This is a genomic window from Nocardia sp. bgisy134, assembly GCF_965341865.1.
Lineage (GTDB): Bacteria > Actinomycetota > Actinomycetes > Mycobacteriales > Mycobacteriaceae > Nocardia.
Genome location: NZ_CBDQZP010000002.1, coordinates 464,860 through 490,155, shown reverse-complemented (window position 1 = coordinate 490,155; position 25,296 = coordinate 464,860). Strand labels below are relative to the sequence as shown.

At 66.9% G+C, this 25,296-nt stretch carries 20 protein-coding genes; 11 read left to right on the top strand and 9 right to left on the bottom strand.

Going from position 1 to position 25,296, the window contains the following annotated elements:
• Window positions 1-165: 165 nt before the first annotated feature.
• Entirely contained in the window at window positions 166-474 is a 309-nt protein-coding gene (locus tag ACRWNM_RS05735) for a DUF6802 family protein (protein ID WP_431964195.1), read from the bottom strand.
• A gap of 115 nt (window positions 475-589) precedes the next feature.
• Window positions 590-781, bottom strand: coding sequence for a PspC domain-containing protein (locus ACRWNM_RS05730; protein ID WP_067784968.1), 192 nt, complete (start codon window positions 779-781; stop codon window positions 590-592).
• A 223-nt stretch (window positions 782-1,004) separates the two neighbouring features.
• Here ACRWNM_RS05730 and ACRWNM_RS05725 point away from each other — a divergent pair, with 223 nt between their 5' ends.
• The gene (locus ACRWNM_RS05725; RefSeq protein WP_431964193.1) at window positions 1,005-2,657 is read left to right on the top strand and encodes an ABC-F family ATP-binding cassette domain-containing protein; all 1,653 of its coding nucleotides are present in this window, start codon (window positions 1,005-1,007) and stop codon (window positions 2,655-2,657) included.
• Window positions 2,658-2,702: 45 nt separating this feature from the next.
• Here the strand turns inward: ACRWNM_RS05725 and ACRWNM_RS05720 are convergent, their stop codons facing one another.
• The 6 genes from ACRWNM_RS05720 to ACRWNM_RS05695 form a co-directional block, all read right to left on the bottom strand.
• Window positions 2,703-3,581: a hypothetical protein gene (locus ACRWNM_RS05720; protein WP_431964191.1), complete on the bottom strand. Its 879-nt coding sequence runs from the start codon at window positions 3,579-3,581 to the stop codon at window positions 2,703-2,705.
• A 1,214-nt stretch (window positions 3,582-4,795) separates the two neighbouring features.
• Entirely contained in the window at window positions 4,796-6,172 is a 1,377-nt protein-coding gene (gene glmM / locus ACRWNM_RS05715; RefSeq protein ID WP_431964189.1) for a phosphoglucosamine mutase, read from the bottom strand.
• Window positions 6,173-6,376: 204 nt separating this feature from the next.
• The gene (gene rpsI / locus ACRWNM_RS05710; RefSeq protein ID WP_431964187.1) at window positions 6,377-6,877 is read right to left on the bottom strand and encodes a 30S ribosomal protein S9; all 501 of its coding nucleotides are present in this window, start codon (window positions 6,875-6,877) and stop codon (window positions 6,377-6,379) included.
• Window positions 6,874-7,317 (bottom strand): 50S ribosomal protein L13, encoded by a 444-nt coding sequence (rplM, locus tag ACRWNM_RS05705; RefSeq protein ID WP_431964185.1) that lies wholly within the window; start codon window positions 7,315-7,317, stop codon window positions 6,874-6,876. The genes rpsI and rplM overlap by 4 nt, the downstream gene beginning before the upstream one ends.
• A 175-nt stretch (window positions 7,318-7,492) precedes the next feature.
• Entirely contained in the window at window positions 7,493-9,208 is a 1,716-nt protein-coding gene (locus tag ACRWNM_RS05700; protein WP_431964183.1) for a hypothetical protein, read from the bottom strand.
• A gap of 73 nt (window positions 9,209-9,281) precedes the next feature.
• Window positions 9,282-11,843 (bottom strand): FHA domain-containing protein, encoded by a 2,562-nt coding sequence (locus tag ACRWNM_RS05695; RefSeq protein ID WP_431964181.1) that lies wholly within the window; start codon window positions 11,841-11,843, stop codon window positions 9,282-9,284.
• 155 nt (window positions 11,844-11,998) lie between these two features.
• On the opposite strand from ACRWNM_RS05695, the gene ACRWNM_RS05690 reads away from it, so the two are divergent.
• On the top strand, window positions 11,999-13,390 hold the full coding sequence (locus ACRWNM_RS05690) for a metallopeptidase (RefSeq protein WP_431964179.1): 1,392 nt from the start codon (window positions 11,999-12,001) through the stop codon (window positions 13,388-13,390).
• Between the two features lie 33 nt (window positions 13,391-13,423).
• Here ACRWNM_RS05690 and ACRWNM_RS05685 read toward each other — a convergent pair whose 3' ends face one another.
• Entirely contained in the window at window positions 13,424-14,740 is a 1,317-nt protein-coding gene (locus ACRWNM_RS05685; RefSeq protein WP_431964177.1) for an FHA domain-containing protein, read from the bottom strand.
• 142 nt (window positions 14,741-14,882) lie between these two features.
• Here ACRWNM_RS05685 and ACRWNM_RS05680 point away from each other — a divergent pair, with 142 nt between their 5' ends.
• The 9 genes from ACRWNM_RS05680 (at window position 14,883) to ACRWNM_RS05640 (ending at window position 25,227) form a co-directional block, all read left to right on the top strand.
• The gene (locus tag ACRWNM_RS05680; protein WP_431964175.1) at window positions 14,883-16,088 is read left to right on the top strand and encodes a DUF7373 family lipoprotein; all 1,206 of its coding nucleotides are present in this window, start codon (window positions 14,883-14,885) and stop codon (window positions 16,086-16,088) included.
• A gap of 212 nt (window positions 16,089-16,300) precedes the next feature.
• On the top strand, window positions 16,301-17,422 hold the full coding sequence (locus ACRWNM_RS05675) for a DUF7373 family lipoprotein (protein ID WP_431964535.1): 1,122 nt from the start codon (window positions 16,301-16,303) through the stop codon (window positions 17,420-17,422).
• A 3-nt stretch (window positions 17,423-17,425) separates the two neighbouring features.
• Window positions 17,426-18,613: a DUF7373 family lipoprotein gene (locus ACRWNM_RS05670; protein ID WP_431964173.1), complete on the top strand. Its 1,188-nt coding sequence runs from the start codon at window positions 17,426-17,428 to the stop codon at window positions 18,611-18,613.
• Between the two features lie 103 nt (window positions 18,614-18,716).
• Complete coding sequence (locus ACRWNM_RS05665; RefSeq protein WP_431964171.1) at window positions 18,717-19,925, top strand: DUF7373 family lipoprotein; 1,209 nt, start codon at window positions 18,717-18,719, stop codon at window positions 19,923-19,925.
• Window positions 19,926-19,957: 32 nt separating this feature from the next.
• Complete coding sequence (locus ACRWNM_RS05660) at window positions 19,958-21,130, top strand: DUF7373 family lipoprotein (RefSeq protein ID WP_431964169.1); 1,173 nt, start codon at window positions 19,958-19,960, stop codon at window positions 21,128-21,130.
• Window positions 21,131-21,139: 9 nt separating this feature from the next.
• Window positions 21,140-22,372, top strand: coding sequence for a DUF7373 family lipoprotein (locus ACRWNM_RS05655; protein WP_431964167.1), 1,233 nt, complete (start codon window positions 21,140-21,142; stop codon window positions 22,370-22,372).
• A 229-nt stretch (window positions 22,373-22,601) separates the two neighbouring features.
• Complete coding sequence (locus ACRWNM_RS05650) at window positions 22,602-24,179, top strand: serine/threonine-protein kinase (protein ID WP_431964165.1); 1,578 nt, start codon at window positions 22,602-22,604, stop codon at window positions 24,177-24,179.
• A 384-nt stretch (window positions 24,180-24,563) separates the two neighbouring features.
• Window positions 24,564-24,908 carry a WXG100 family type VII secretion target gene (locus ACRWNM_RS05645; protein WP_431964163.1) on the top strand — a complete coding sequence of 115 codons (345 nt, stop codon included), beginning with the start codon at window positions 24,564-24,566 and terminating at the stop codon, window positions 24,906-24,908.
• Window positions 24,909-24,939: 31 nt separating this feature from the next.
• Window positions 24,940-25,227, top strand: a complete 288-nt coding sequence (locus ACRWNM_RS05640; RefSeq protein WP_431964161.1) for a WXG100 family type VII secretion target — start codon at window positions 24,940-24,942, stop codon at window positions 25,225-25,227.
• Window positions 25,228-25,296: the final 69 nt, after the last annotated feature.

The window sequence follows — 25,296 nt, the reverse complement described above, 5'->3', positions numbered from 1 at the left end:
AGGCGAGCGCAATCGTCGGGTTCCTCTGGGGGCGCTCGGCTTTCGGCCGCGTGCGGGACCGCCGTCGGACGAGTCTTGCCGGTGCGGAATCACGAGGCCGCGCGGCGCCTCTCGGAAGAGTCGGTGGCGGGTGGCTTTTGGCGGCGCACCCGCCGGCGGACTCGACTACTGCCCGAGTTTGCCCTGATCGGTGCGCACCCATTCGGAGGATCCGTCGGGGTGGCGGTGGAATTCCCAGGCGGCGTAGTCGCCGTCTTTTTCCACGACGGTGACGTGGTCGGCGAAGCCGTCGTGGTCGTAGTCGGTCCAGACCTGCATCGCGTCGTCGCCCTGGGTGGTGATGGAATCCAGGATGCCGTCGGCGTTGATGTCCTGGGTGGGCTGGTCCAGTTCGACCGCACCGAGTCCGCCCAACGGCGTGGACGCGTCGATGTCGGGTAGATCCATGCCCGGGAACTCGCCGGACGTGATCATGGCTCCTCCTCGGACGGGACTCGTGCGATGGTACGGAACTCCCGCAGGACGCGGGGAATCACTCCATCCTGTCATCCACGAGTCCCTGGCGCAGCCCCCGACCCGGTCGTGGTGGTCACTTTTTCGGAATCACCAGCCAGAGAACGAGGTACAGGATGAACTGCGGTCCGGGCAGCAGGCAGGACAGAACGAACAGCAGCCGGACGATGCCTGCGTTCCAGCCGAAGTACTGTGCGATGCCACCGCAGACTCCGGCGATCCACTTGTCGTGGGAGGTGCGGGTGAGGCGGCGGGCGGGTGCGGTCATCGGATTTCCCTCTCTGGTGTCGAACGCTGTGCCATCCACTCTCCGCACAATCGCGCTCACGCACATCGGTCCGGTGACCCATCGGCACCCTGAATTCTCGAAGCCTCGACTCAGGGTGGAACCCCGAGTACGACCGCGAACCCGCCCTGCTCGGCGGCCGGTGAGGGTCTTCCGAGTGCGACCCCGTGCGGTGCGCTGACGCGAGCACGGCAGACTTCTCCCAGTGAGCACCACTTTGCATGCGCGCGGACTCTCCGCCGGACACGGCGAACGCACCCTGTTCGACGAGCTGGACCTGACGCTGGCTCCGGGGGACGTGATCGGCCTGGTCGGCGTCAACGGCGCCGGCAAGTCGACGTTGCTGCGCATGCTCGCCGACCGCACGGCGCCCACCGGCTCGATCACCCTCAGCCCGCCGGACGCGACGGTCGGTTACCTGGCGCAGGAGCCGGATCGGATTCCGGGCGAAACCGTCCTGGAGTTCCTCGGCCGACGGACGGGGGTCACGGCGGCGCAGCACGCCATGGACTCCGCCGCCGAACGGCTCGCCGAGGGCGGTGCGGACGATTACACGCCCGCGCTGGAACGCTGGCTCGCGCTCGGCGGAGCCGACCTCGATCAGCGGGCCGAGGAGGTCGCCGCGGAGCTGGGTCTCACTTCCAGCCTCGCGAGCGGGCTGGACACGCCGATGACCGGTCTCTCGGGCGGTCAGGCGGCGCGGGCCGGACTGGCATCGGTCTTGCTGTCCCGCTTCGACATTCTGCTGCTCGACGAGCCGACGAACGATCTGGACTTGGACGGACTTGCTCGCCTCGAGCAGTTCGTCACCGGCGTGCGAGTGCCGCTGATGGTGATCAGCCACGATCGAGAGTTCTTGGCGCGCACCGCGAACCGGATCGTCGAACTGGATCTGGCGCAGCAGCAGGTCGGTGTCTACGACGGCAGCTACGAGTCGTATCTCGCCGAACGGGCGATCGCCCGCCAGCACGCCAGGGACGCCTACGAGGAGTACGCCGACACCAAGGCGGGCTTGGAGGCGCGCGCGCAGATGCAGCGCAACTGGCTCGAGCACGGTGTGCGCAACGCCCGCCGCAAGGCACGCGACCCGAAGAGGCTCGATTCCGACAAGGCGGGCCGCAAGATGCGCGCGGAGTCGACCGAGAAGCAGGCTGCCAAAGCCCGTCAGACACAACGCCGTATCGAGCGGCTGGAAGTGGTGGAGGAACCGCGCAAGGAGTGGGAGCTGCGGATGTCTATCGCCGCGGCGCCACGGAGCGGATCGGTGGTCGCCACGGTCTCCGACGCGACGGTCACCCGCGGCGACTTCACCCTCGGCCCGGTGACGACCCAGGTGGACTGGGCCGATCGGATCGTGCTGACCGGCGCGAACGGTTCCGGCAAGTCGACGCTGCTCGCGCTGCTGCTCGGCAAGATCCAGCCCGACTCGGGGACCGCGTCGCTCGGCTCCGGTGTCGAGATCGGCGAGGTCGACCAAGCGCGCGGACTCTTCCGCGGAACCGCTTCCCTCGCGGACACTTTCAGTGCGGAAATGCCGGACTGGCCGGACGCGGAGGCGCGCACGCTGCTGGCGAAGTTCGGCCTGCGCGGGCAGCACGTGCTGCGCGCCTGCGACACTCTCTCGCCCGGCGAGCGCACCCGCGCCGCGCTGGCGCTGTTGCAAGCACGCGGAGTGAACCTGCTCGTGCTGGACGAGCCGACGAACCACCTCGACCTGCCCGCGATCGAACAGCTCGAGCAGGCCGTCGAATCCTTCACCGGCACAATGCTGCTCGTCACGCACGACCGGCGGATGCTTGACTCGGTCCGCGCGAACCGCCGCTGGCATATGGACAACGGGCGGCTCATCGAAGACTGATCCTCGCGCACGACGCGGCTTCAGCATGCGAAACCCAACCACTAGCTACCGCCCCCTCATCGCGCATCGGATGGGTTCTACGAAGTTCTCGGGTCGCAAGTACACGTCGGAGGCGGTGGCGTAGTAGACGGTCCACCCATCCGCCGAGAGCCAGTTGTGCCGCAGGTCGTCACGCGCTGCCGCCGCGTCGCCCGAATGCCATGCGGCGCTGTCGTACTCCAGGCCGATACGCCACTCGGGCCAGCCCAGGTCGAGTCTTCGTAGCCCATTGCTAGTCAGCACGTCCACCTGCGGCTCGGGTCGCGGCAATCCGGCGTCGATACAGCGCAGGCGCGTCCGCGACTCCATCGGCGACTCCGCGCGGCCGTCGGCCAGTTCGATCAGCTCCACCGCCTGCACATAGCCGCGACGTCCTCGGTGCCGCTCACTCTCCGCGAGCAATGCGGTACGGGAGACCCCGAGGCGCAGGGCCGAATCCAGCGTCGCCAGTGCGTCGAGCCGATCGGTGGTGCGCGCGACGTCGACCGTGGTGCGGATGGCGTTCGTCGTCACGGTGCCTTTGATCAGGTCCAGTTCGCCCGGCTCGGTCCGGTCGCTGTGCACGACCAGACGCGAGGTTCGCGACCGCTGAGCGCCGAGCACATGTGTCGCCCGGCTTTCGCCCACCGCGAATCCATGTAGCTCCGCGCTGGTCCCGTATGCGGCGGCCAGTGACTGGGCGCCGATCGACAGCCGCGCCGCCTCGACCCGCAGTTGCGGAGTCGGCGGTGTCGCGGCCTCGCGGTAGACGCCGTGGAACACGCGCACCCAATCGCCACGGTCCACGCGAGTGCGCATTTCGGCGCGGGTGTACTCGCACAAGGCCTGCCAGGCGGTGAAGGCGCCGAATTGCTTGTCTCGAACTTCCATCAGTCCCGGTCGCATGAGACCACCATCGGTCACCTCGCCGCGAACGCGTTTCGGTGACCTGCGGAAATGGTTGGGCGGTGGATAACGCGGGAGCTGTGGACAACTCGGCTGTACGTGGTGGCGGATTCGGGGCTCTCTCTGCTGGATTGCAGGTCAACAGCCCTGTCCGGCCGGTGCAGTGAGGCTTCCGTGACTGGGCTCGCGGCAACTCAGCAATCCGTGTTCGCTGAAGTGAGACCGCCGCCGGATTCTGCGGCCAACTCGCCTCATCTGGCGGCCGTGGTGGGACCGCCGCTCGGTTCTGCGACCAGCTCGCCTGATCAACGCGGCCGAGGCGAGACCGCCGCTGGGTGGAAGATAACTCGCCTGTTCGGCGTGGGCGGGGCGAGACCGCTGGTGCTGGATTCTGCGAACAACGTGCGTGATCGGAGTGGCTGAGGCGAGCCCGCCAAGGCCGGATTCCGCCGACAACTCGCGTGATTGGAGTGGATGAGACGCGCCCGCCGGCCGGATTCCACGGACAACTCGCGTGATCGCGGTAGCTGAGGCAAGCCCGCCGGACCGGATTCCACGAACAGCTCGCGTGATCGGGGTGGCTGAGGCGAGCCCGCCAAGGCCGGATTCCGCCGACAACTCGCGTGATCGCGGTGGCTGAGGCGAGACTCCCGCTGCTGAGGGTCCTCTTTAAGGGGTGCGTGCTCAGGTATTCCTCGAAGCGGTGCTGGGCGCGTCGCGTGCCGTACCCGGCTTACCTCCCGCGGTCAGGTGAGTGGGCGCAAGTCCCAGCCCGGTCAACCGCCTGTGGTCCCGTCCAAAGAGCTGGAGGAGGAGAGGAAATCGACGGGAGAGAAATGGTGGTTCGGGGGTTGACAGCCAAGGCAGGTCGAAAGTGCTCGGGTCCGAAGTACTCAGCCGCTCAACGAACGTGCGATCACTTCCCCCTCAACCCGACCGAAACGCAACCACAGCCGGTCGACCACGCCGGAAGCCGAACCAGCCCACCCGGCAGCGGGAGGTAAGCCGGGTACGCCGCACGACGCGCCCAGCACCGCTCACGGTGAAACCATGGCAGACAGGCAAATCCGAACAGGCAGAACCCCAGGGATACACACGCAACCCCGCAGCTCAGCCGCCGTCACCGACCCGACCGAGCCAGGAGTATCGCGGCAGATGCCACCACTGAACGCGGTGCGAAATCCTACCGCCCGAGCCGCATCACTCAGCGAAACCTAAACCGACGCAACCCGCTTCGCCAGATCGTCCGCAAGCTGCTTGGCCTGCACCAGATCGGTCGCCTCGACCATCACCCGCACCAGCTGCTCGGTACCGCTGGGCCGCAACAGAACCCGTCCGGTATCCCCCAGCACACGCTCGGCTTCCAGCACCGCATCCCGCACCTCCGGCGCAGCGGCGACAGCCGCCTTGTCGCCGACCGGCACGTTCACCAGCACCTGGGGCACGGTCCGCAGCACGCTCGCCAGGTCGGCGAGGGTGCGGTGGGTCTGGGCCATCCTGGCCATCAGGCGCAGGCCCGTGAGGATGCCGTCGCCGGTGGTGCCGTACTTCGGCAGCACCACGTGACCGGACTGTTCGCCGCCGAGGCTGTATCCGCCGCGGCGCAGCTCCTCCAGCACGTAGCGGTCGCCGACGGCGGTGGTGCGCAGGGTGATTCCGGCCTCGCGCATCGCGATGTGCAGGCCGAGGTTGCTCATGACGGTGGCGATCAGTGTGTCGCCGACCAGGTCGCCCGCGTCCTTCATGGCGAGGGCGAGGATCGCGAGGATCGCGTCGCCGTCGACGACATTGCCTTCGGCATCCACCGCGAGGCAGCGGTCGGCGTCGCCGTCGTGGGCGAGGCCGAGGTCGGCGCCGTGCTCGCGGACCGCACGCTGCACCTGCTCCAGGTGGGTCGAGCCGCAGCCGTCGTTGATGTTGAGGCCGTCGGGTTCGGCATTGATGGCGAACACCGTCGCGCCGGCCTCGCGGTACGCGGCGGGACCGACCTCGGCGGCCGCGCCGTGCGCGCAGTCGACCACCACGGTGAGCCCGCTCAGGTCCTGCCCGGTGGCTTCGACCAAGTGCTCGACGTACCGCTCGTGGGTGCCTTCCAGGCTGTACTGGTCCGGGATGACGAGGCCGTGATCGCGCGCGCCGGAGGCGTTCAGCACCCGCCCGATACCGGCGCCGGTCGGGCGCACCATGGCGTCCTCGGCCACCAGCGCCTCGATCCGATCCTCGACGGCATCGTCGAGTTTGTGACCGCCCGCGGCGAAGATCTTGATGCCGTTGTCCGGCATCGGGTTGTGCGAGGCGGAGATCATCACGCCGAGACACGCGTCGTAGAGGCCGGTGAGGTAGGCGACCGCCGGAGTCGGCAGCACCCCTACCGAGAGCACGTCGACACCCGCCGCGGTCAGCCCGGCGGTCACGGCGGCCTCCAGCATCTCGCCGGATGCCCGCGGGTCGCGGCCGACCACCGCGAGCGCACGCTTCTTGCCGCGGCCGAGCACCTGCGCCGCCGCTCCGGAAAGCCGCAGGGCCAGTTCCGGACTCAGCGATCCGTTGGCAAGCCCGCGGACACCGTCGGTGCCGAACAAACGTCCCATACCTCGCCCCTCATAGGTGGTTTCGCGACATGCGAATGAGCCCGCAGGCGTCGGCCTGTCAACCGTGCGAGGCCCGCGAACGTCAATACAACGAGAGCAGGCGACCAGCGGTGCTGGAAGCCTGCTCTCGTACAGCTGCAGCGCCGACCATACCGCCCCCGGCACCTCCAGGGTGCCGGATGGCGGAGATCGACGAAGCCAAAATCAGCGCTTCGAGTACTGAGGCGCCTTACGCGCCTTCTTCAGACCGTACTTCTTGCGCTCGGTGGCACGCGGGTCACGGGTCAGGAAGCCCGCCCGCTTCAGGGCGGGACGGTCCTCGGGGGTGACCTCGATCAGCGCGCGGGCGATGGCCAGACGCAGGGCGCCTGCCTGGCCCGACGGGCCGCCGCCGACCAGGCGGGCGTGCACGTCGAAGGACTCGGTGCGCTCCACGGTCACCAGCGGCGACTTCACCAGCTGCTGGTGCACCTTGTTCGGGAAGTAGTCCTCGATGGTGCGGCCGTTGAGCACGAAGTTACCGGCGCCGGGCAGCAGCCGGACGCGGACGACGGCCTCCTTGCGGCGGCCGACGGTCTGCACCGGACGGTCGATGACGACCGGGGCGTAGGCGGCGGGCTCGGCCTCGTAGCCGTAGTCCTCCTCCACGACCTCGACGGCGGCCTCTTCGGCGAAGTCCTCGTTGAATTCTTCGGGAGCGGTCACTGGGCCACCTGCTTGATCTCGAACGGAACGGGCTGCTGAGCGGCGTGCGGATGGCTCGGGCCCGCGTAGACCTTGAGCTTGCCCGCGATGGCGTTGCCCAGCTTGTTCTTCGGGATCATGCCCTTGACGGCCTTCTCCACGAGACGGTCCGGACGGGTCTCCAACACCTGACCGACAGTGCGCGACTTGAGGCCGCCCGGGTGCCCGGAGTGGTGGTGGATGAGCTTGTCGGTGCGCTTGTTGCCGGAGATGGCAATCTTGTCCGCGTTGATGATGATGACGAAGTCGCCACCGTCGAAGTTCGGCGCGTAGGTCGGCTTGTTCTTGCCACGCAGCAGATTCGCTGCCTGGACGGCAAGACGGCCGAGCACTACGTCAGTGGCGTCGATGACGTACCACTTACGGGTCACGTCACCCGCCTTGGGGCTGTACGTAGGCACAGTGCTTCCCTGTCTGTAGTCGGTGTTGCCGGCCAAGCGTGCGGTCGAGGTGACCCCGGCGGCCGGTTGAGACCCGGGCCTCGGTGTACGACCTGGTGATCCACGGGGAATCGCCCGGCCGCCCACACGCCAACGCAGAACGATACCAGGAAGGTATCGAGAGACCCGAATCCGGTCAGATCTCGACCGGGGCCCCCGGATCGATCGCGCCCGGTGGTCCCGGCACCACATACCGGAGCGTGTCCATGCTCGGCGGCGCGCATTCCGACTCCGTCGACGAGGGCACCCGCACCGTGGCGATCCCCTGCCTGCGGTCCTCGGGCGCAACGTGCGGCGTCAGCCCGCAGGACACGGAAACGACCTCGCCGATCACCGAGCGGACCGGCTCTTCGGCGCCGGTGAACTCGACCCGGTTGCCGTCGGAAGGCATGGCCACGACGGCAAGCGCCACCGCGCCCACCACGGCGTTCGCACCGAACAGATTGCCCTTCATCTTGTTCCAGAGCTTGCCCTTGCGCTCCTTGCCGTCTTCGTCGTCCTCGTCGGACGGCTCCTGCCAGGAGCCCTGGTGGCTGGGCGGCGGGTACGGTGTCGGGGAACCGGGCGGCTGCGAGCCGGGCGCCTGCCGACCCAGCGCGGTGGTCCGCTGATCCTCGGGGTGCTGGCCGGGCGGCCTGGTGAACCGGCTGCCGAGCTCCGCCAGGTTCGGCGGGAGACCGCGCGCCAGATCCTCGCGGGTGACGCGGGTGGTCGGCTCCTCGCTGGGCGGCGGTTCGGCGTTCGGTGGAGCGGTCGGGTAGCCGGGGCCGTAGGTGACTACGGGCGATCCCGGTGAAGACGGCGGACCGAGGTCGGGCCGCTGAACCGTTTCCGGTGGGCGCTGCGGCTCGACAGGACGCTGAGGCGGTTCGGGCGCCCGCTGCCCAGCATCCGCCTGCCACTGCGGCGCCTGCATCTGATGCTGAGGATGCGCCTGCTGCGGCGGGGCGTAGTCGTTGCGCGGCCCGCCCTCGGCATGCCTGCCGCCCTGCTCCGGCTCGCCCGCCTCGCTGTCTGTCACCAGCAGATGGGTGGCCCCGAGCACCAGCGCGTGCATCGGATGATCGGCGACATGCAACCGATGGCCGAGGTGGTTCTGGAAAGCGAGCCGCAACGCCTCGTTGAAACAGACATTGCCGCTCAGCAGCACCGTCGAGGTGTCCGCCCCGATGGAGCGAGCCGCGGCCATGACCTCGATCACCACGTTGTCGGCCGAGCGCGCGTCGCGCATCGCGTCGCTGGTCACCGGTACGTCGACGGATTCGGTGGGCTGCTCGTCGTCCCCGTGCACCGCGACGACGAGCATCGTGCGGCCGTCGGAGTACACGCCGGTGGCGCCGATTCCGCGCGGATTGCGCTCATCGGGCGCGCGCACCAAACCGAGGGCCCGCACGTACCCCGAGAGCGCGACGCTCTCCGGCAGCGGTTCCACCACCACGTCGAGCGTCTCGACGAGTTCGGCGTACACCTCGACCTTCTCGTCCGGCCAGCCGTCCGGGAAGGGCAGCGCCACCACATCCGGTTTGCCGCGCAGGTATTTGCCGATGGCGGCGAGCGGGTTGTACATCCGGGCGCGGAAGACCATCTCCGCGGGCCAGGTCGCCCCGGCCACCACGATCTGCGGGTGGCCGAGGATGTCGCGCACGTCGGCGATGGCCATCCCGAGATCGGGACGCTGCCGGTCGACGCCCGCGGTGTGCAGCCGTCCCGACGAATCGGCCAGCAAATACGCCGGCGGCGTGTACGTACCCTCCACCTGCACCGGCCGGATCGGAGTACGTCGACCGCCCGCTGCCACGGACACCACATCCCAGCCGAGATGTACTGCCCCTACTCGCACCGTCACAGTCATAAGTGTGCCTGCTGCGTGAGCGACACGCGCGCGATCCCGGCCGACCCCAGGTCGTGGCGGCCCGAGTAGGTGGTCACGCCGCCGACTTCTTGAGCCGTAGCCGCTGCCAGGTCACGAACGCGAGCAGCGCGGTGATCACCAGCAGCAGCGTCACGTCGAGGATCCAGATTCCCGAGGTGTGGTCCCAGAGTTTGTCCTGCTGGGCGTTGGCGAAGATCGTCTTGATATCGACCGTCGACGCCCCGGCCGCGTAACCCCAGCGCGAGGGGAACACCCAGGACAGCTGTTCGAGCACGACACGGTCGGTGACCGGGATGAGCCCGCCCGCCATCACCAGCTGCACCATGATCATGACGACGAGCATCGGCATGACCTGCTCGTTCGACTTCGCCAGACTCGAGATCAGCAGACCGAACACCACACAGCACACCGCGGTCAGCGCGATGTCGATGTACAGCTCGGCACTGCCGGAGGAGAACAACGAACCCGCGCCGGGCGGGTTCTTGCCCGCTAGCGTGATCCCGACCAGCACCGCCGCCTGGAGGAACGCGGTGACGCTGAACACCGCGATCTTGGCCATCAGATATGCCGAGGGCAGCAGGCCGACCGCGCGCTCGCGGTAGAAGATCGTGCGCTCGCCGACCAGGTCGCGCACGGTCAGGGTGGCGCCCATGAAGCAGGCGCCGAGAATGAGCACGACGAGCAACTGCTGGGTCTCGCCGCCGCCGACGCGCACGATCTCACCGGTGGGCAACGTGGTCAGTCCGCCGGGCGCGAAACCGTTCTTGCCCGGCACCACCAGGGACAGCACACCGAGAATGAACGGCAGCAGCAAGAGGAAGACCAGATAGCCGCGGTCGGCGAAGATCAGCCGGATCTGTCGCCGCACCAGCGTGGAGAACTGTTTGAACCCGCTCGACTGCGGCGGGCTGCCCGCGGGCCCGTAGCGCGGCGGCGGGGGCGGCGGGGGCGCGAACGCCTGTCTGGATCGGTACGCGGCGAACGCCTGATCCGGATTGGCCGCCACGTTCGCGAAGATCTCGGCCCAGTCGCTGGTGCCCAAGGCCCCGCCGACACCGGCCGGATGCCCGCAGAACGCGGTCTTGCCGCCCGGCGCCAGCAGCAGCACCTGATCGCACATGTCGAGGCAGGCCACCGAGTGAGTGACCACGATGACCACGCGACCGGCGTCGGCCAGCTCGCGCAGCATCACCATGACCTGCCGGTCCAGCGCCGGGTCGAGACCCGAGGTCGGCTCGTCCAGGATCAGCAGCGAGGGACCGGTGAGCAGTTCGAGCGCCACCGAGGCGCGTTTGCGCTGACCGCCGGAGAGCCGGTCGACCCTGGTGTCGGCGTGTTCCGTGAGCGAAAGCTCTTTCAGCACACCGTCGATCACCTGCTGACGGTCGGCCTTGGTGGTGTCCGGCGGCAGCCGCAGCTCGGCGGCGTAGCCGAGCGCCTGGCGCACCGTGAGCTGGCGGTGCAGCACGTCGTCCTGCGGGACCATGCCGATACGGGAACGCAGCGCCTCGTACTCGGCGTGCAGGTTGCGGCCCTCGAAGGTCACCACACCGCCGGACGGCTGAGTGGTACCCGCGATCAGCTTCGAGAGCGTCGACTTGCCCGCGCCCGACGGACCGATGAGCGCGGTGAGCGTGCCGCGACCCGCCTGCATGTTCACGTCGACGAGCAGCTGCTTGTTGCCCTCGACGGTGAATCCGACGCCGTGCACGTGCAGACCTTGTTCGGCGACCGGCTTCTGCCGGTGCACCAGGGTGCCCTGCTGGACGACGAAGTCGACGTTGCCGATGGTGACGATGTCGCGCTCGCGCAGCGCCGCGCGCTGCTGGCGGGTGCCGTTGACGAAAGTGCCGTTCGCGGAGCCGAGATCCTCGATGGTGAGGCCCTCGGTGGCCGCGACGAGCCGGGCGTGCTTGCGCGAGGCCAGCGGATCGTTGACGACGATCTGGTTGTCGGTGGTGCGGCCGATGGCCAAGCCGCCGGACGGGATCCGGTCGGCCCTGGCGATCGGCGCGGTCGACGCCCTCGTGCGCAGCGGCGGCAGCGCCGAGGTGTCGGCCTTGGTGGTCATGTTGAAGTTCGGCTGCTGCGGCGTCGGCTGCGAAGGCGGTGGGTGCGCACCGACAGGTTGGTGCTGCTGCGGCGGATGATGCGGCGTCGGCGGCTGATGCGATGGGGCGGGCTGATGCGATGCCTGCCCGATCGGCGGACGGTTCGGATGCTGGTAACTCGGCCGTTGCCGAACCGCCTGCTGCGGCTGCGAAGACGGTTGTGGCGGCGTGTGCGCGTGCCGCACCGGCGCCGCGGCGGGCAGCAGGTGCAGCAGCGGACCGCTGATCGCGTCGCCGAGCCTGACCTGCGTCGGCCGATCGATGGACACCGGCTGACTCAGCCGGCGCGCGTCCACGAAAACGCCATTGGTACTGCCGTTGTCGGTGAGAACCCAGCCGCTCCCCTGCCAGGCCAGCGTCGCGTGCACCCGCGATACCAGCGGGCTGTCGACGAACAGCGTCACCTCGGGCGCACGGCCCATGGTGACTTTCTGATTCGAATCGAAGACCCGTTCAGTTCCATCATGGCGCACGGTGATGGTCTGCGCCCCCGGTAAAGACATGCAGCGGATACTATGCCATCAACCGGACATCGGCGGTGCCCCCGACGTGCCTCTCGCCCCGATCCGGCGACCGACGAGAACGTGCTACCGGCCGACTAGGGGGAGCTTTGCCGAAACTCCAAGCGACCGCTGTCATTACGGTTGTGCTGTGCGCGATGGCCCTGATCGCGGGATGTACGCGGGAGGTGGACGGCCGCGCGGTCTCGGTCTACGACGACCCGTTCAAGGTGGCCGGACTGCCCACGACGAGCGGCCCGAGCGGACCGCGTCCCGGGGTGACCGACTCCGACCTCACCGCGGCCAACGGCGACGGCGGCGCGACCGACACCCTGGCGCTCAACGCCATCGACGACATCCAGACCTACTGGCGCGGCGAATACGGCAAGGAGTTCGACGGCGAATTCGAACCGGTCGAGCGGCTCATCTCCTGGAGTGCGAAGGCGCCGCGCAACGACGCGCCGGAGTTCTGCAAGGAGACCACCTACCGACTGGTGAACGCGGCCTTCTGTCGCTTGGACAACTCCATCGGGTGGGACCGCTCAGTGCTGCTGCCCACCATGGAGGACACTTTCGGCAAGATGGCCGTGGTCATGGTGCTCGCCCACGAGTACGGGCACGCCGTGCAGGCGCAGGCCAAGATCGTCGATCCGAAGGATCCGGTGATCGTGAAGGAACAGCAGGCCGACTGCTTCGCGGGCGCGTTCATTCGTCACGTGGCGGAGGGCAAGTCGAAGCACTTCACCATCAACACCTCCGACGGCCTGAACACGGTGCTCGCCGCCACCGTCGCGATCCGCGACTCCGACCCCGACGACCCGGAGAGCGTGCACGGCTCCGCGTTCGAGCGGGTCACCGCGGTGCAGATCGGATTCACCGATGGCCCCAAGGCGTGCAAAAGCATCGACATCGACGAGATCAACCAGCGCCGTGGCGGTCTGCCGCAGACGCTGGGCAGCAGCACCGGCGAGTACCCGATCGACAAGGAGAGCCTGATCGAGCTCACCAAGGCGCTCGCCGCAATCCTGCCCGTCGAGGACAACCCGACCTACGACTACAACGGCGCGAAGATCGACTGCCGCGACGGCACCACCACTGAACCGGTCTCCTATTGTCCCGCCGAGAATCTCATCGCCACCGACATCCCCGAACTGGCCAAACGCGGCACCGCCGACATCGACGAAGACAATCCGCTACCGCTCAAGGTGACCGGCGACTACAACGGTTACGTCGTCTTCATCGCCCGCTACACTCTCGCGGTGCAGCAGAGCCACGGCCAGTCGCTGGTCGGCGCCAAGACCGGGCTGCGCGCCGCCTGCCTGGCCGGCGTGGTCACCGGCAAGCTAGCCGACCCGAATCGCCAACGCACCCAGGGCGATATCTCCCTGGCCGCGGGCGATCTCGACGAGGCGGTGTCGGGGCTGCTCACCGACGGCCTGGCGGCCAGCGACGTGCAGGGCAAGACGGTGCCGAGCGGGTTCGCCAGGGTGGACGCCTTCCGCGCGGGTGTGCTCAACGGCGAGAACACCTGCATGTCGCGGTACTCCTAGCCCTGGCCCCGCGCGAACGCGTCGATCGGGCCGTCAGCCCCCGAACGGCGGCGGCGCGGCCGGTTCGAAGCGCAGGACCCGGTTGCCGATCATCACCTCGGTGCCCGGCACCAGGATCATCGGCTGGTTGGGATTGAGGCGAATCCAGTCGCGGTAGCCGGGCAGCCGCGTGCGGGTGCCGTTGGTCGAGCCGCGGTCCACCACGGTCACGTCCCAGTTGATCAGCCGAATCTCCGCGTGCGCGCGTGACATTCCGCCGGAGTTGTCCTCGACCTTCAGCGGAATCAGCCCGCGCTGCGCCGCCTCGGAGTGCTCAGGATCGCGGCCGAGCACCGCGTCGGCGGCCAGCATGTAGGTCATACCGTCATCGAGGATGAGCATGCCGAGCGGTGGGCGGACCACCTCGATCAGCGCCTGAGTCTGATCCACCGGCATGCCGCAGACGGTGCAGAACGCCGCGCGCGGATCGCTGGGATGGGCTCGCGCGCACTTGAATCCCATCACCTTCACGGTGAGCGCGGTGGCCTTGGCGGTGGCCTCGAGGCGACGCTGCAGATCGGGATCGGGCAGCGGCGCCGGGTTGGTGCCGCCGATCTGGGTGTCGGCCTCGTGCGGATCGGCCTGGTCGGTCACCGAGTCCAGCATCGAGGTCGACGCCTGCGTCGCCGCGGGTTGCGGTTCGGGTCGGGGCCGCTGACGCGGTTCCGGATCGATGCGGGCGGTCGGCAGCGGCGCGGCGGGTGTGCGGTGGTGCTGCGGCGCTCGCTGCTCGGCGGTCTCCGGCTGCGCGACCGGCGCCGGACGCGAACGGGCACCGTCCGACCAGACGATCGCGCCTCCGGCCTGCGCGATGCCCTCGACCAGCCAGCCGATTCCGCGCTGCTCGGGAATTTCGGGGACCCGGCCCTTGGTGTCGTCGACGAACAGCGCGACACCGAGCGCAGGAACGGACGCGACCCGGTCGACGGTGAACGCCGCGTCGCTGCCCCGGTACCGCTCGACCCTGTCGTCGCCCGCGAGCACCGCGGTCACCGCGCCGTGCAGGAAGATCGCCACCCCGCCGTTCTCCGCGGCGGAGAGAATGCCGAAATCGATCGGCACGCCGGGGCTGATCTGCTCGGCGTGCTTCATGAGCCAGCGCGTCGCCTGCCGCGCGACCAGCGCGCCGGGGCCGTTCGGCTGTTGCTCGACGGCCGCTCTGACCAGTTCCGCAAGCGATTCCAGCGCCATGACGGCCGGCGCGTTCTCGGTCGGCTCGTCCCGGCCCCGATGCGCGACCACCAGCACCGCGCCCGCGACCCGGGCGACGGCGTGATTTCCCGCGACGACCTCGACCTGCCGATCCTTCACCGTTATCGGCCTCCACCGGGGGTCTGGTTCAAGGTCGTCGCCATGTCCCCCAGCGTATTGCAATCGGTGTCTGATCGGTCGCTCTGCCCGGCGTTCGTCGGGTAACTTCAAGGGCAGGTACGGGAGGAACGAGGGGCCTGTCATGGTTCGGACTTCGCGCATCGCGATCTTGGCGGCGTGTGTGGTGGCGGCCGGTGCGTTGACCGGGTGCAGCGGCGTGGCGGGCACCGCGCTACCAGGTGAGCTCGACGTCCGCAAACTCGAAGTGGGCACCTATCCGGTGGACAAGCATGCCTACGACCAGGATTCGGGTGGCGACGGCGCGCTGCTGGAGGGCATGCGCATGTCCGAAGCCGTGGTGCCCACCGTGCGCATCGATCCGTCGCTGAAGTTCGGCCGCGGCAGCACCGTGCTCACCGACACCGAAGCCGCCCTCGACTTCGTCGCCAACGTCTCCAAACCGGTGCTGGACAACCGCAAGATGGTGACCGGGTTCGCCGCGAGCGGTTCCGACAAGGCCGATCCCGCCGGGCAGACCCGCCCCGCCTCCGACGCCACCGCGGTCACCAATGTCGTGTTCCGCTTCCCCGACGAGGCCACCGCCAAGCTCGCCGCCCGCGAACTCGAGGACGCCGACATCGGCGTCTCCGACCAGAACCGCAGGCTCGGATCCACCAAATACCCCGATGCCTATCTGCATTGGCGCCCAGGCGTTCCCAACGTCGGCGCCTTCCTCGCCCACCGCGAGTTCGTCATCTCACTGTTCGTGCAGCGTCCCCGCGCCGACAGCACCGACCTGGTGAACTGGGTGGACAAGACCTTCGCCGCCCAGGTGCCCGCACTGGACAAGTTCCAACCGACCCCGGTCGCCAAGCTCGACACCTTGAAGGTCGATCCGGACGGCCTGCTGGCACGCGTCGCCGTCGCCGACCGCGGCGGCCACTCCCCCGATCCGGACACCTTCGCCATCTACAGCGGCAACCACGGCATCCACTCCTCCGACGACGAAGCCGCCACCCAGCGCCTCATCGAGGAGACGGGCGTCGACAAGATCGCCATCGTCGACGCCAGCTCGGTGACCCGCACCCGCGACAACGACGCCGCCCAGAAACTCGTCACCGGCCTCATCGATACCGTCGGCGACCAATTCGACCCGATCGGCGCCCCCAACGACGTCCCCGGCGCGAAATGCCTGCAGCTCAACAGCAAAGGCGACCCGGAGCGCGAGTACAAGTACCGCTGCTACGTGCCGTACAAGCGCTACGTCGGCGTGGTGACCAGCGACAAGGAGCCCGACGTCCGCCAGAAAGTGGCGGCCCAGTACGCGCTGCTCGCGAACAGTTTGTGAGCACGGCGGCGGACCGGACCCGCCGGACCCGGACGTCGGCACGTCCTTGTGAAAAAGTCCGTCGCCGCGCGCATTCGATCGAAGGGAGAACCGTGCCGCGCCCCGCTTCGGGATTCCGCGCCCTTCCTTTCGCTGCCGCGGCGCTCGTCGTAATCGCCGGTGTGACGTCTGGCTGCGGCGCGCAGACTGTCGAAGGGCGGGGCGTGCCCGGTATGACTCCCGTCGATCCGGCGAGTCTCACAGTCGGACCGTTTCCCTCCGCGCCCGTCGACTACGAGCCGAAGTTGGAAACCAAGGTCGACGTCTTCGCGATCGAATCGCGGCGGTTGTTCAGCTATCTCGTCGCGCCGTACGAAGTCGACAGCGAGATGTCCGCCCTCGACACAACGCGTATTGTCTCCGCCCCGGGTTCGGTGTTCAGCGATTCTCTCGGCGCCCTGCCCGCCCAGTTCGAGCCGATCGCCGAACGCAACCAGCTGATCGCGGGCGTCGTCACCACCCGCTCGAATCAAAAACTGCGGGCCATGCGCAACATGTCGATCGCGTTGCTGCGGTTTCCCTCCGAGGAGGCGGCTCGATCCGCCGCAACGGAATTCGACCGCGCCATGGACGAACTCACACTGAACCGCCACGCCCTCGACATCACGGGTCACCCGGCCGTCCTGGCCTCCACCGCGAACGACCAGAAGGGCTATGTGTTCACCGCCCGCGGACCGATGGTGATCATGAGCATGTCCACGGTCCCGCAGCCCGACCCGACCGCCCTCGCGACACAAATGCGAAAGATGCTCGATCTACAGCTCGAACGGCTGTCCGGGTTCGTGCCGACACCGGTCGACCAGATCCTCGATCTGCCGCTGAACCCGGACGGCGTCATGCGTTTGGCGTTGCCGCCGCTGCCCGCGGGCGGCAGCCCGACCTCACAGCGCGCCCAGCCGGTCGGCGTCTACGACGCTATGGGGCAAGCGCATTTCGAGCCGCGCGGCGCCGAGCTGAAGGCAGCGCTGACGACCGCGGGCGTCGACGTGGTCGCGCGCAACGACGCGACCGTGTACCGCACCCGCGATCTCGACTCGGCGTTCCGCCTCCAGCACGCCCTCACCGATCTCCAGGACGACGAGCAACTCTTCCAGAGCCCGCCTGGCATCACCGACGCCCAGTGTCTGCAGCGCGATGCGGACGCCTTCGACCCGCGCTACGACTACACCTGCGTCTTGGTCCACGGTCGTTACGTCGCGGTCGTCGAAGCCGACGGGCTGCCCGGCGGGCCATTCGATCCGAGCCTGTATCAGCGTGCGGCTGCGCAATATTCGATCCTGTCGCGGGGTGCTTGACCAATGCCCCGTTCCCGCATCGCCTTCGCCTGCCTAACGGCGCTGCTCGCCCTCACCGTCGGCTGCGGCTCCGAGCCCGAGGCGAGCGTCGACACCTCGGCTCTCGATCCAGGCAACTACCCGACCGCACCTCGGGACCTGTCCGCGCTGCGCACCGCGGACAGCGGAGCCGTCCGGGAATCCATCCGACTCGGCAGCCTGGTCCCGCTGCCCATGGATCTCGATAGTCGGCTCGTCTACGGCCGCACCAACTTCGCGGGTCACCACTACACAGCCCGGAATCCACCGTACCGAGGCAGCGGGATCAGCAATCTCGAGAACTTCGGCGAGCGGGTGCCCGGTCTGGTCGCCGGGTGGCACACCGGCGGTTCCCGCCGCGCGAATCGCAACTTCGGACTCGATGTCAGCATCGCGCTGCTGCGATTCGGCACGCCCGAGCAGGCCACCCATGCCATGCACCTGCTCGCGAACAAGGGAATTGAAAAGTATCCGCCCAAGCAGACCCTCGAAATGCCCGGGTACCCCACCGGCCGCACCTATCTCAGCGCCCACGATTCCGTGCAGTCGTGGACCGCCCAGGGCGTATACCTGCTATGGACCTTCGTCTCCGACGGTCTCGCAACCCCACCCGACCCCGCGCCGCTGCTGGCCTTCACCAAGAAGCTCTTCGACCGGCAGTTCGAGCTCTTGCGCGGCTTCACCCCGGCTCCCGTCGGCGAATTCGCCGACACTCCCACAGACGACCTGCTCGCCCGCACTCTCGCCGCCGAACGCCCCGGCACCCTCGACGACGTGACCGGCACCTACACCGTGCCCGCCGCTTTGCATCTGGAAAGCCGCCCGGATCTGGCCCGCCGCGCCTTCGACGACGCGAGGGTCGACCTGGTCGCCTACGCGGGCTCTCGTGTCTACCGTGCGGGCGACCCCGCCGCCGCGGCCCGCCTCACCGCTTTCCTTGCCGCCCAAGCCCCATCGGGCTACGACCCGATAGCCGCCCCTCCCGGCCTCCCCGAGACTCGATGCTTCCGCGAAGACTCGGGTCCACCGCAGAGCGCCCGCATCATCCTGGAACACCGCTGCTACTTCTCCCACGGCCGCTACGTCGCAGAGGTCACGGCGAATCAACCGCAGGACCTCGCGCAGCGGACGAGCGCCCAGTACCTGCTGCTCGCCCACAGTGCAGCGGGTTGACGTAGGATCCGGCAGGAAGTACGCGATCTATGGGGGCGGCAATGCTGTGTGTGAGGACGACGCTGAGTCGTGCGGACTCGGTCCGCGAATCCGAGGGGGAACCATGAGGTTTCGAAGCGGCTTGCTGGCGCTGGTAGCGACGACGACAGTCGCCTGCGCAGGGTGCTCCGCGACTGTTGTCGGCCACCCACTGCCTGGGCTGGCGCCCGTTGACGTATCGACGCTGAACACCGGGGCCCATTCGCCAGAACCTAGTGACTACGAACCTAGTTCGCTCTCTTACAAGACTGACCTGCGGAGGATCGAAGCACAACGCCTGATCAACCACGTCGTGCATCCGTTCGATATCGACAACGAACTTTCCGAGGTCGGCGAAGTCCATTTATTCCACATACCTGAGTACCCATTCATCCGCGAGGTCTTCCCGGAGAGTTATCGGCCCGCCGTAGTCGATAACAACATGCTCGCTGGAGCCTACGTCTCCCGCTCCAACGGAAACGCGCGAGCTCACAAGAAGCTGAATATAGGAGTGCTTCGATTCCCCACCGCGGCCGCGAGCGTCAAGGCGGTCGAGCAGTTCGATCAGGCGACCAACGCGGCTCCGGGACGGCACTCGATTCCTGTCGAGGGCCATCCTCAGGCCAAGGTGTCTTCGGGCGACGACATCACGGCGCTGTCTTTCCTCGCACACGGGACGTACGTGATTCTGGCCAATCCCGGAGTTCCACAGCCGAATAGAGCCGCGCTGTCGAGCGTGCTGAAGAACACCCTCGATCAACAGATCGCCGCATTGGACAACCAAACGCCACCGGCTTGGGACGACATTCTGGACACACCGCTCGATCCGGATGGCATCATGCGACGCGCGCTACCGAAGGCGCCGGATTACAGTGACCCATTCAGCGACGACCAGGACTTCGCCGCCTACCAACCCGCAGGCGAGCTGCATTTCGAGCGCAATCCGGTCGAGCTCGAGAAGGCATTCGAGGAGAGCGGTGTCGACCTGATCGGGCGCCGCGGCGGCGTTGTGTACCGCGCTCGGGACTTGGCCGGCGCGTTTCGCCTCCAGTCCACGCTTGTCCGCATCGGCAAGAACGATGAGGAGCTCGAGCCACCACCGGGTCTACCCGATGCCCGCTGCGTGAAGTTGGACAAGATCGACGAGAACCGAAACTTCGACGAACTCTGCGCCGTCGTGTTCGGCCGCTACGTCGGGGTCGTCGTGGCGAAGTCACGCTTGTCGGGCCGGGTCGACTACACGTTGCATCAGCGGGCCGCCGCGCAGTATGCCGTCCTGGCGAAAAGCGAGTGATACTCATGCGAATTCGGCATGCGCTGTGTGCAATGATCGCAACCACCGTCGCGCTGACGGCCGCGTGCGGCGACAACGACAATCGCCTCGATGAGCCCGCAGTCGACATCTCGAAGCTGGACTCCGGCAACTACCCGACGGCACCTCGTGACGTCAATGCCACCAGGACGGATAAGACGGGTCTCGCCCTCGAGGCGATGCGTATCGGCAACGCGTTTCCGCTGGCATACGACGTGGATCGAAAGTACGCGTACATGCGGTTGATCTATCCAGATCCGCGGCTCAGCTCGGTTCTCAGGGGATACATTCCGCATGTGAGCTCCCTCGAGGAATTCTCGGGCTTGACCGAGGGACTCATCGCGGGATGGGAAACCAACGGCGAGCGTCGGCGAAGTCCGTCGCTCGGTCGTCAGGTTGTCATGAAGGTCATGCGCTTCGGAACCGCTGCGCAGGCCGAGACCGCTGCGCAGCGGATCGCCGATCGGCAAGCAGAGACCACCGCTGGCGAGCGGGTAACGATTCCGGACCACCCGCAAGTCAGGGCGCGATGGTCGGAGAGCAAGAGAACCCTCGACTCCTGGCTAACCCGCGACACACTTCTGCTCTACACACACATCGAAGACCCGGTCACCGAGCCCTCCGAAACGGCGCCGCTGATCGATTTCACCACGCGAGCCTTCAATACCCAACTGGAGATGTTGAAAGGCTATACGCCGACCCCCGTCGATCAACTCGCTTCGTTGCCCATGGACCCGGAAGGACTCCTCGGACGCACACTGCCACTGGAGGACAAGGAGAAGTACGCCAACGGCGAGGATCCGTCCACGGTCGGACCGAAACAGACCGCTCTGCACCGCGAACATCGACCCGATCGCATGAAGGCGGCCTTCGATGACGCCGGGGTCGATCTCGTTGCCAATGCCGCGGGCAGGTTGTATCGGACCGAAAACGCAGCCAGCACGGTGCGGTTGATTGCCGCGCTGATCGACCAAGCCTCCGAGGGGTACAAGTCGATCGACGGCCCGCCCAATCTGCCGAGCGCGAAGTGCTTCGAAGCCAAGAGTCCCAAGATCAGCACTGATCGCTACCCGCCGGTCTGCTACTTCGCCTACGACCGGTACGTCGCGCGGGTACAGGGCAAGAACATCCAAGAACTGCACCAGAAGGCAGCCGCGCAATACAAGCTGCTAGCTCACGATCGCTAGGGAGCAGGAATGAGGTTCAGAACCACGAGATCGCGGCCAGCCCAGGCGATCTGGGCGGTATGCGCAACGGGCTTGCTGGTGTTCGGGTCGGCCGCGTGCTCCGCGAGCATCTCCGGAACCGCCGTGCGCGTCGAGCCGGACAAGTCGACACTCGAAGTCGGCAATTACCCCACCGAGCCGCGCACCATCGGAAACGCCAAGGGCGACAAGCAAGCCAGGGCCCGTGAGTCGCAACGCCTCGCGGATTATGTCGCCCTTCCTTACGAGGCCGACCCCTCGTACGTGGAGGATGCGTGGTTTCTTCGCCCGCACATCGTGCTCAACCGAAAGACACTGGGCAATCTTGTCATCAACGACACGTTCGACGATGTGGCAGAGGACCTTGTCGCCGGTTGGGTCAATTCATGGTCGACCGGTGGCGCTCCAGACGAAAAGCGGCGCACAATGAACATTGCCGTGCTGATGTTCCCCGACGCGGCAACGGCCGCAGCGGTTGGGCCGGCGCTAGAGCACGACGACTTCACCTACAACCATGACAATCAGCCGGTCGAGATTGCCAAATACCCAAATACCCAGGCTCATTGGCGCCCTGGCGTCTCATCGATCGGCTCTTGGACCGTACACGACCGCTATGTCGTCTTCATAAAGCTCGTGGACGACACCGCAGCGCCCGATCTACCGGCGCTGGTCGGACATGTCGAGCGCATGCTCGATGTTCAGATCCCACTGCTCGGCAAGTTCCAGCCCACACCGGCTGCCGAGTTGCCCCGCATTCCGCTCGACCCCCAGGGCCTCCTCGGGCGCACGCTCGCGAGCAATCCCGAGTCGCCGGCAAGAGGCGAGCCCGATGGAACTTACACCGGCCGCGGCATCTTGTCGCTGATGGAGCAGCCCGGCCACAGCCTGCTCACCGAGTTGGAACAGAGTGAAGTCGATCTGGTCGCATTCGGAGATGCCGTCGTGTTTCGCAGCCGAACCAGCAAGTCTTCTGAGAAGTTCTGGGCGCATATGAAGTCGTCGGCAGACCTGAAGCCGGACCAGAAGATCGTCGCCAGCCCGTCCGGGTTGGGAGATCGCGTCGAATGCCTTGCGATCGTTCGTAAAACCGATGGCGTGGAAACCGTCCTCATGAATTTCTGCACGTTCCAGGTGGATCGCTACGTGGTGCAGGCATCCGGGAAGCAGCTGCAAGACCTGCACCAGCGGACCTCGGCACAGTACGCCTTGCTTACCAGCAGGTGACCGACGCCGAGCCCCAACCGGCTCGCGCTGTCCCGCACTGCCGATGAGACTGGGCCTCGCGCGGTGAATCGCGGCAAAGACGATCTCCTCGCGGGCGCGACCTGAGCAGATGTTCGCCGCGGACACCCTCGTCCGACGCCTGATCTGAGTCGTGCACCCGACGGCGGCTTGCTAGATTTTTCTTCGGAAGGCTCGGGGCCCGTGCTTTCGATATCGCTAGGAGGACCGAATGGCGTTGCGACCCGGCGCAATCGTGGGTGGATACCGGGTGATCCAAACTCTCGGCAGTGGGGGGATGGGCACGGTCTACCTGGCCCAGAACCCGATCCTGCCGCGACGCGACGCACTGAAAGTCCTGAGCGCCGAACTCTCGACCGACGCCGAGTTCCGCGCCCGCTTCGAGCGGGAGGCGAATCTAGCTGCGGGGCTTGATCATCCGAATATCGTCGCGGTGTACAACCGCGGTGAGGAAAACGGCCAGCTCTGGATCGCGATGCAGTATGTCGATGGCACCGACGCCGCGGAAGAAGCAAAGAAGGGTCCGTCGATCATGACGCCGCAGCGGGCGCTGCGGATCATCTCCGAGGTCGGCAAGGGACTCGACTACGCGCATCGGCGAGGGTTGCTGCACCGTGACATCAAGCCCGCCAACTTCCTGCTCTCCGCCGCTGATGAGGGCGATGAAGAACGCGTGCTGCTGACCGACTTCGGTGTCGCCAAGTCCGCCGAAGACGGCCAGGATCTAACCGCCACAGGCAACTTCATGGCCACGGTGGCGTATGCCTCTCCTGAGCAGCTGCTAGGCAACCGTCTCGATCACCGCGCCGACATCTACAGTCTCGGCTGCTCCCTGTACCGGCTCCTGACGGGGCAAAACCCGTATCCGTCGACCATGCCGGCGGTTGTCATGATGGGGCATCTCCATGAACAGCCGCCCAAGCTGAGCGCGACTCGCCCTGGGCTGCCCCACGGGCTGGACGCGGTCCTGGAAAAGGCACTGGCGAAGAATCCCAACGCCAGATACAGCACCTGCCGCGAGTTCATCCACGATGCGGAGGCTGCGTTGTACGGCGCGCAGCACTTTCGGGCGCCCGGCCCCGCGCACGACACCGATCCTCGCACGTCTTTTACCCACCAGCCGACGGAACCCCACACGCCTAGCGCCGCCTATCCGACCGCTCCGCACATGTCGGTGGCCAGGTACGAACCGCCGCAGGAGAGCACCGATCAGAGTCGCGTAACGACCCTGCGTAACGGGAACCGGCCGTCACGGGCACGCAAGCTGCTTGCGCCCGCGATTGTCGCGTTGGTGGCCGCCATCGCCGTCGCAGCGGGCACGTATTTCTTCACTCGCCCTTCCGATGCCGGACCCGGCGGCGAGACGCTGGCCGAGGTCCGAAAGAACTATCCGCAATTCGACGGCAAGACAGTCACTGCATTGAATTTCGGCAACGCAACGCTCTCGGCGATCTTGAATCCGAGTGATCAGGCGGAGTTCCTGCAGGACATCGGTTTCCGGTACAGCAACAAGTACAAAGCCGTTGGTGAGGAGAAGTCACCGCGTCCATTGTCGGTGAGCGGCACACTGTCCGACCTGGATTCCGAAGTGGTGATCGTTCTGCGCAGTGACAGCGAAGCCGGAAACGGTGGCTTGCGCGGACTTCCGAGCAGTCTGCTCAACAGTGCGGCGAAAATCGTCGTGGTGGACGACCTGTCGACTGTGCAAGCGTTCCAGGTGTGGACCGACCAGTCCCCCGGCCGACTCGCGGAGAAGATGGTGCCCGTCATCGCAAAGGTAGTGAAATAGGCCTACCACCAGGCGTGCAAGCTTCACGGACGCTCCGCAGTGTCGCTAACGCTGTAGCGTTCCAAGGCGCCATTCGGTAGGGTATGCGAAGCCAGCCCACTCGCCAGTTCAAGTGGTCGCGAGCAGGGGGAAGGAGGGGAGCGTAGCGCTGGCAGCGACCGACGTGGAGACACCGCGGTCCGAGATGTCCGGGGGATCTCATCCAGGCCCGCCAGTCCACGGTGTAGCCAGTCGACAACGCGCAAGACGGCAAGACGCGACGGAATCCATCGAATTTTTCGTCATTCGATGGAACCGATCGAGCCGAAGACGCGTCCAACCATATGAACGAGGTCAGCTGACTGTTGCGACGTTGACCGTGAGCAGAAGCAGGAGCGAATCGCAATGTCTGAAGCAGGGAATTCCACGAACTTCAGTGCTGATACCGAGGGCATCAATGCGAAGGCGAAGCAGTTCCAGGAGCAGCATGACCGGCTCATGCAGGCCATCCGGCAGCTGAAGTCGGATGAAGACAATGTCACCAACGGCGCCAACTGGCAGGGAGCGGCCCGCGACGCGTTCAACGCGTTCATGGAGCGGTACTACTTCCAGGCCGACAAGATGAACGACAAGCTGATGGAAACCTCTGAGAAGCTCTTCAAGATGTCCAGTCAGTTCTCGGAACACGACCAGGATCACGCCGCCAAGGTGCAGGCACAGGTCTCGAGCCTCGACCTTCCTGCCGTCTAACCCAGAATCCCGCACAGAAGGAGCTTCAAACATGAGCAAGCCGATTTCCGCCAATTTCGCCGGCGTCGACGAGGGCGCGAAGCAGATCGTCCGTCGCGCCGAGGACATCGGGGATGAGCTGCAGCGGTTCCACTCGGAGATCAAAGCGTTCTTCATGGAGCAGGGCGGTCAGGCCCGCAACGCCGTCCTCGAGTTCCAGGGGGTCTGGAACCAGCATGTCGGCCAGCTGAACGACACGCTTCGCGGCGCGGGCCAGCTCGTCAGTACGGGCAATGCTGAGCTGCAGGGCACCGACGTCGCGCTCGCCAACCTCTTCTGAGTTCGACTGGATCGACTCGAACGATTCGGGCCCCCAGCGTTTCGCTGGGGGCCCGAATCAGTTTGTGCC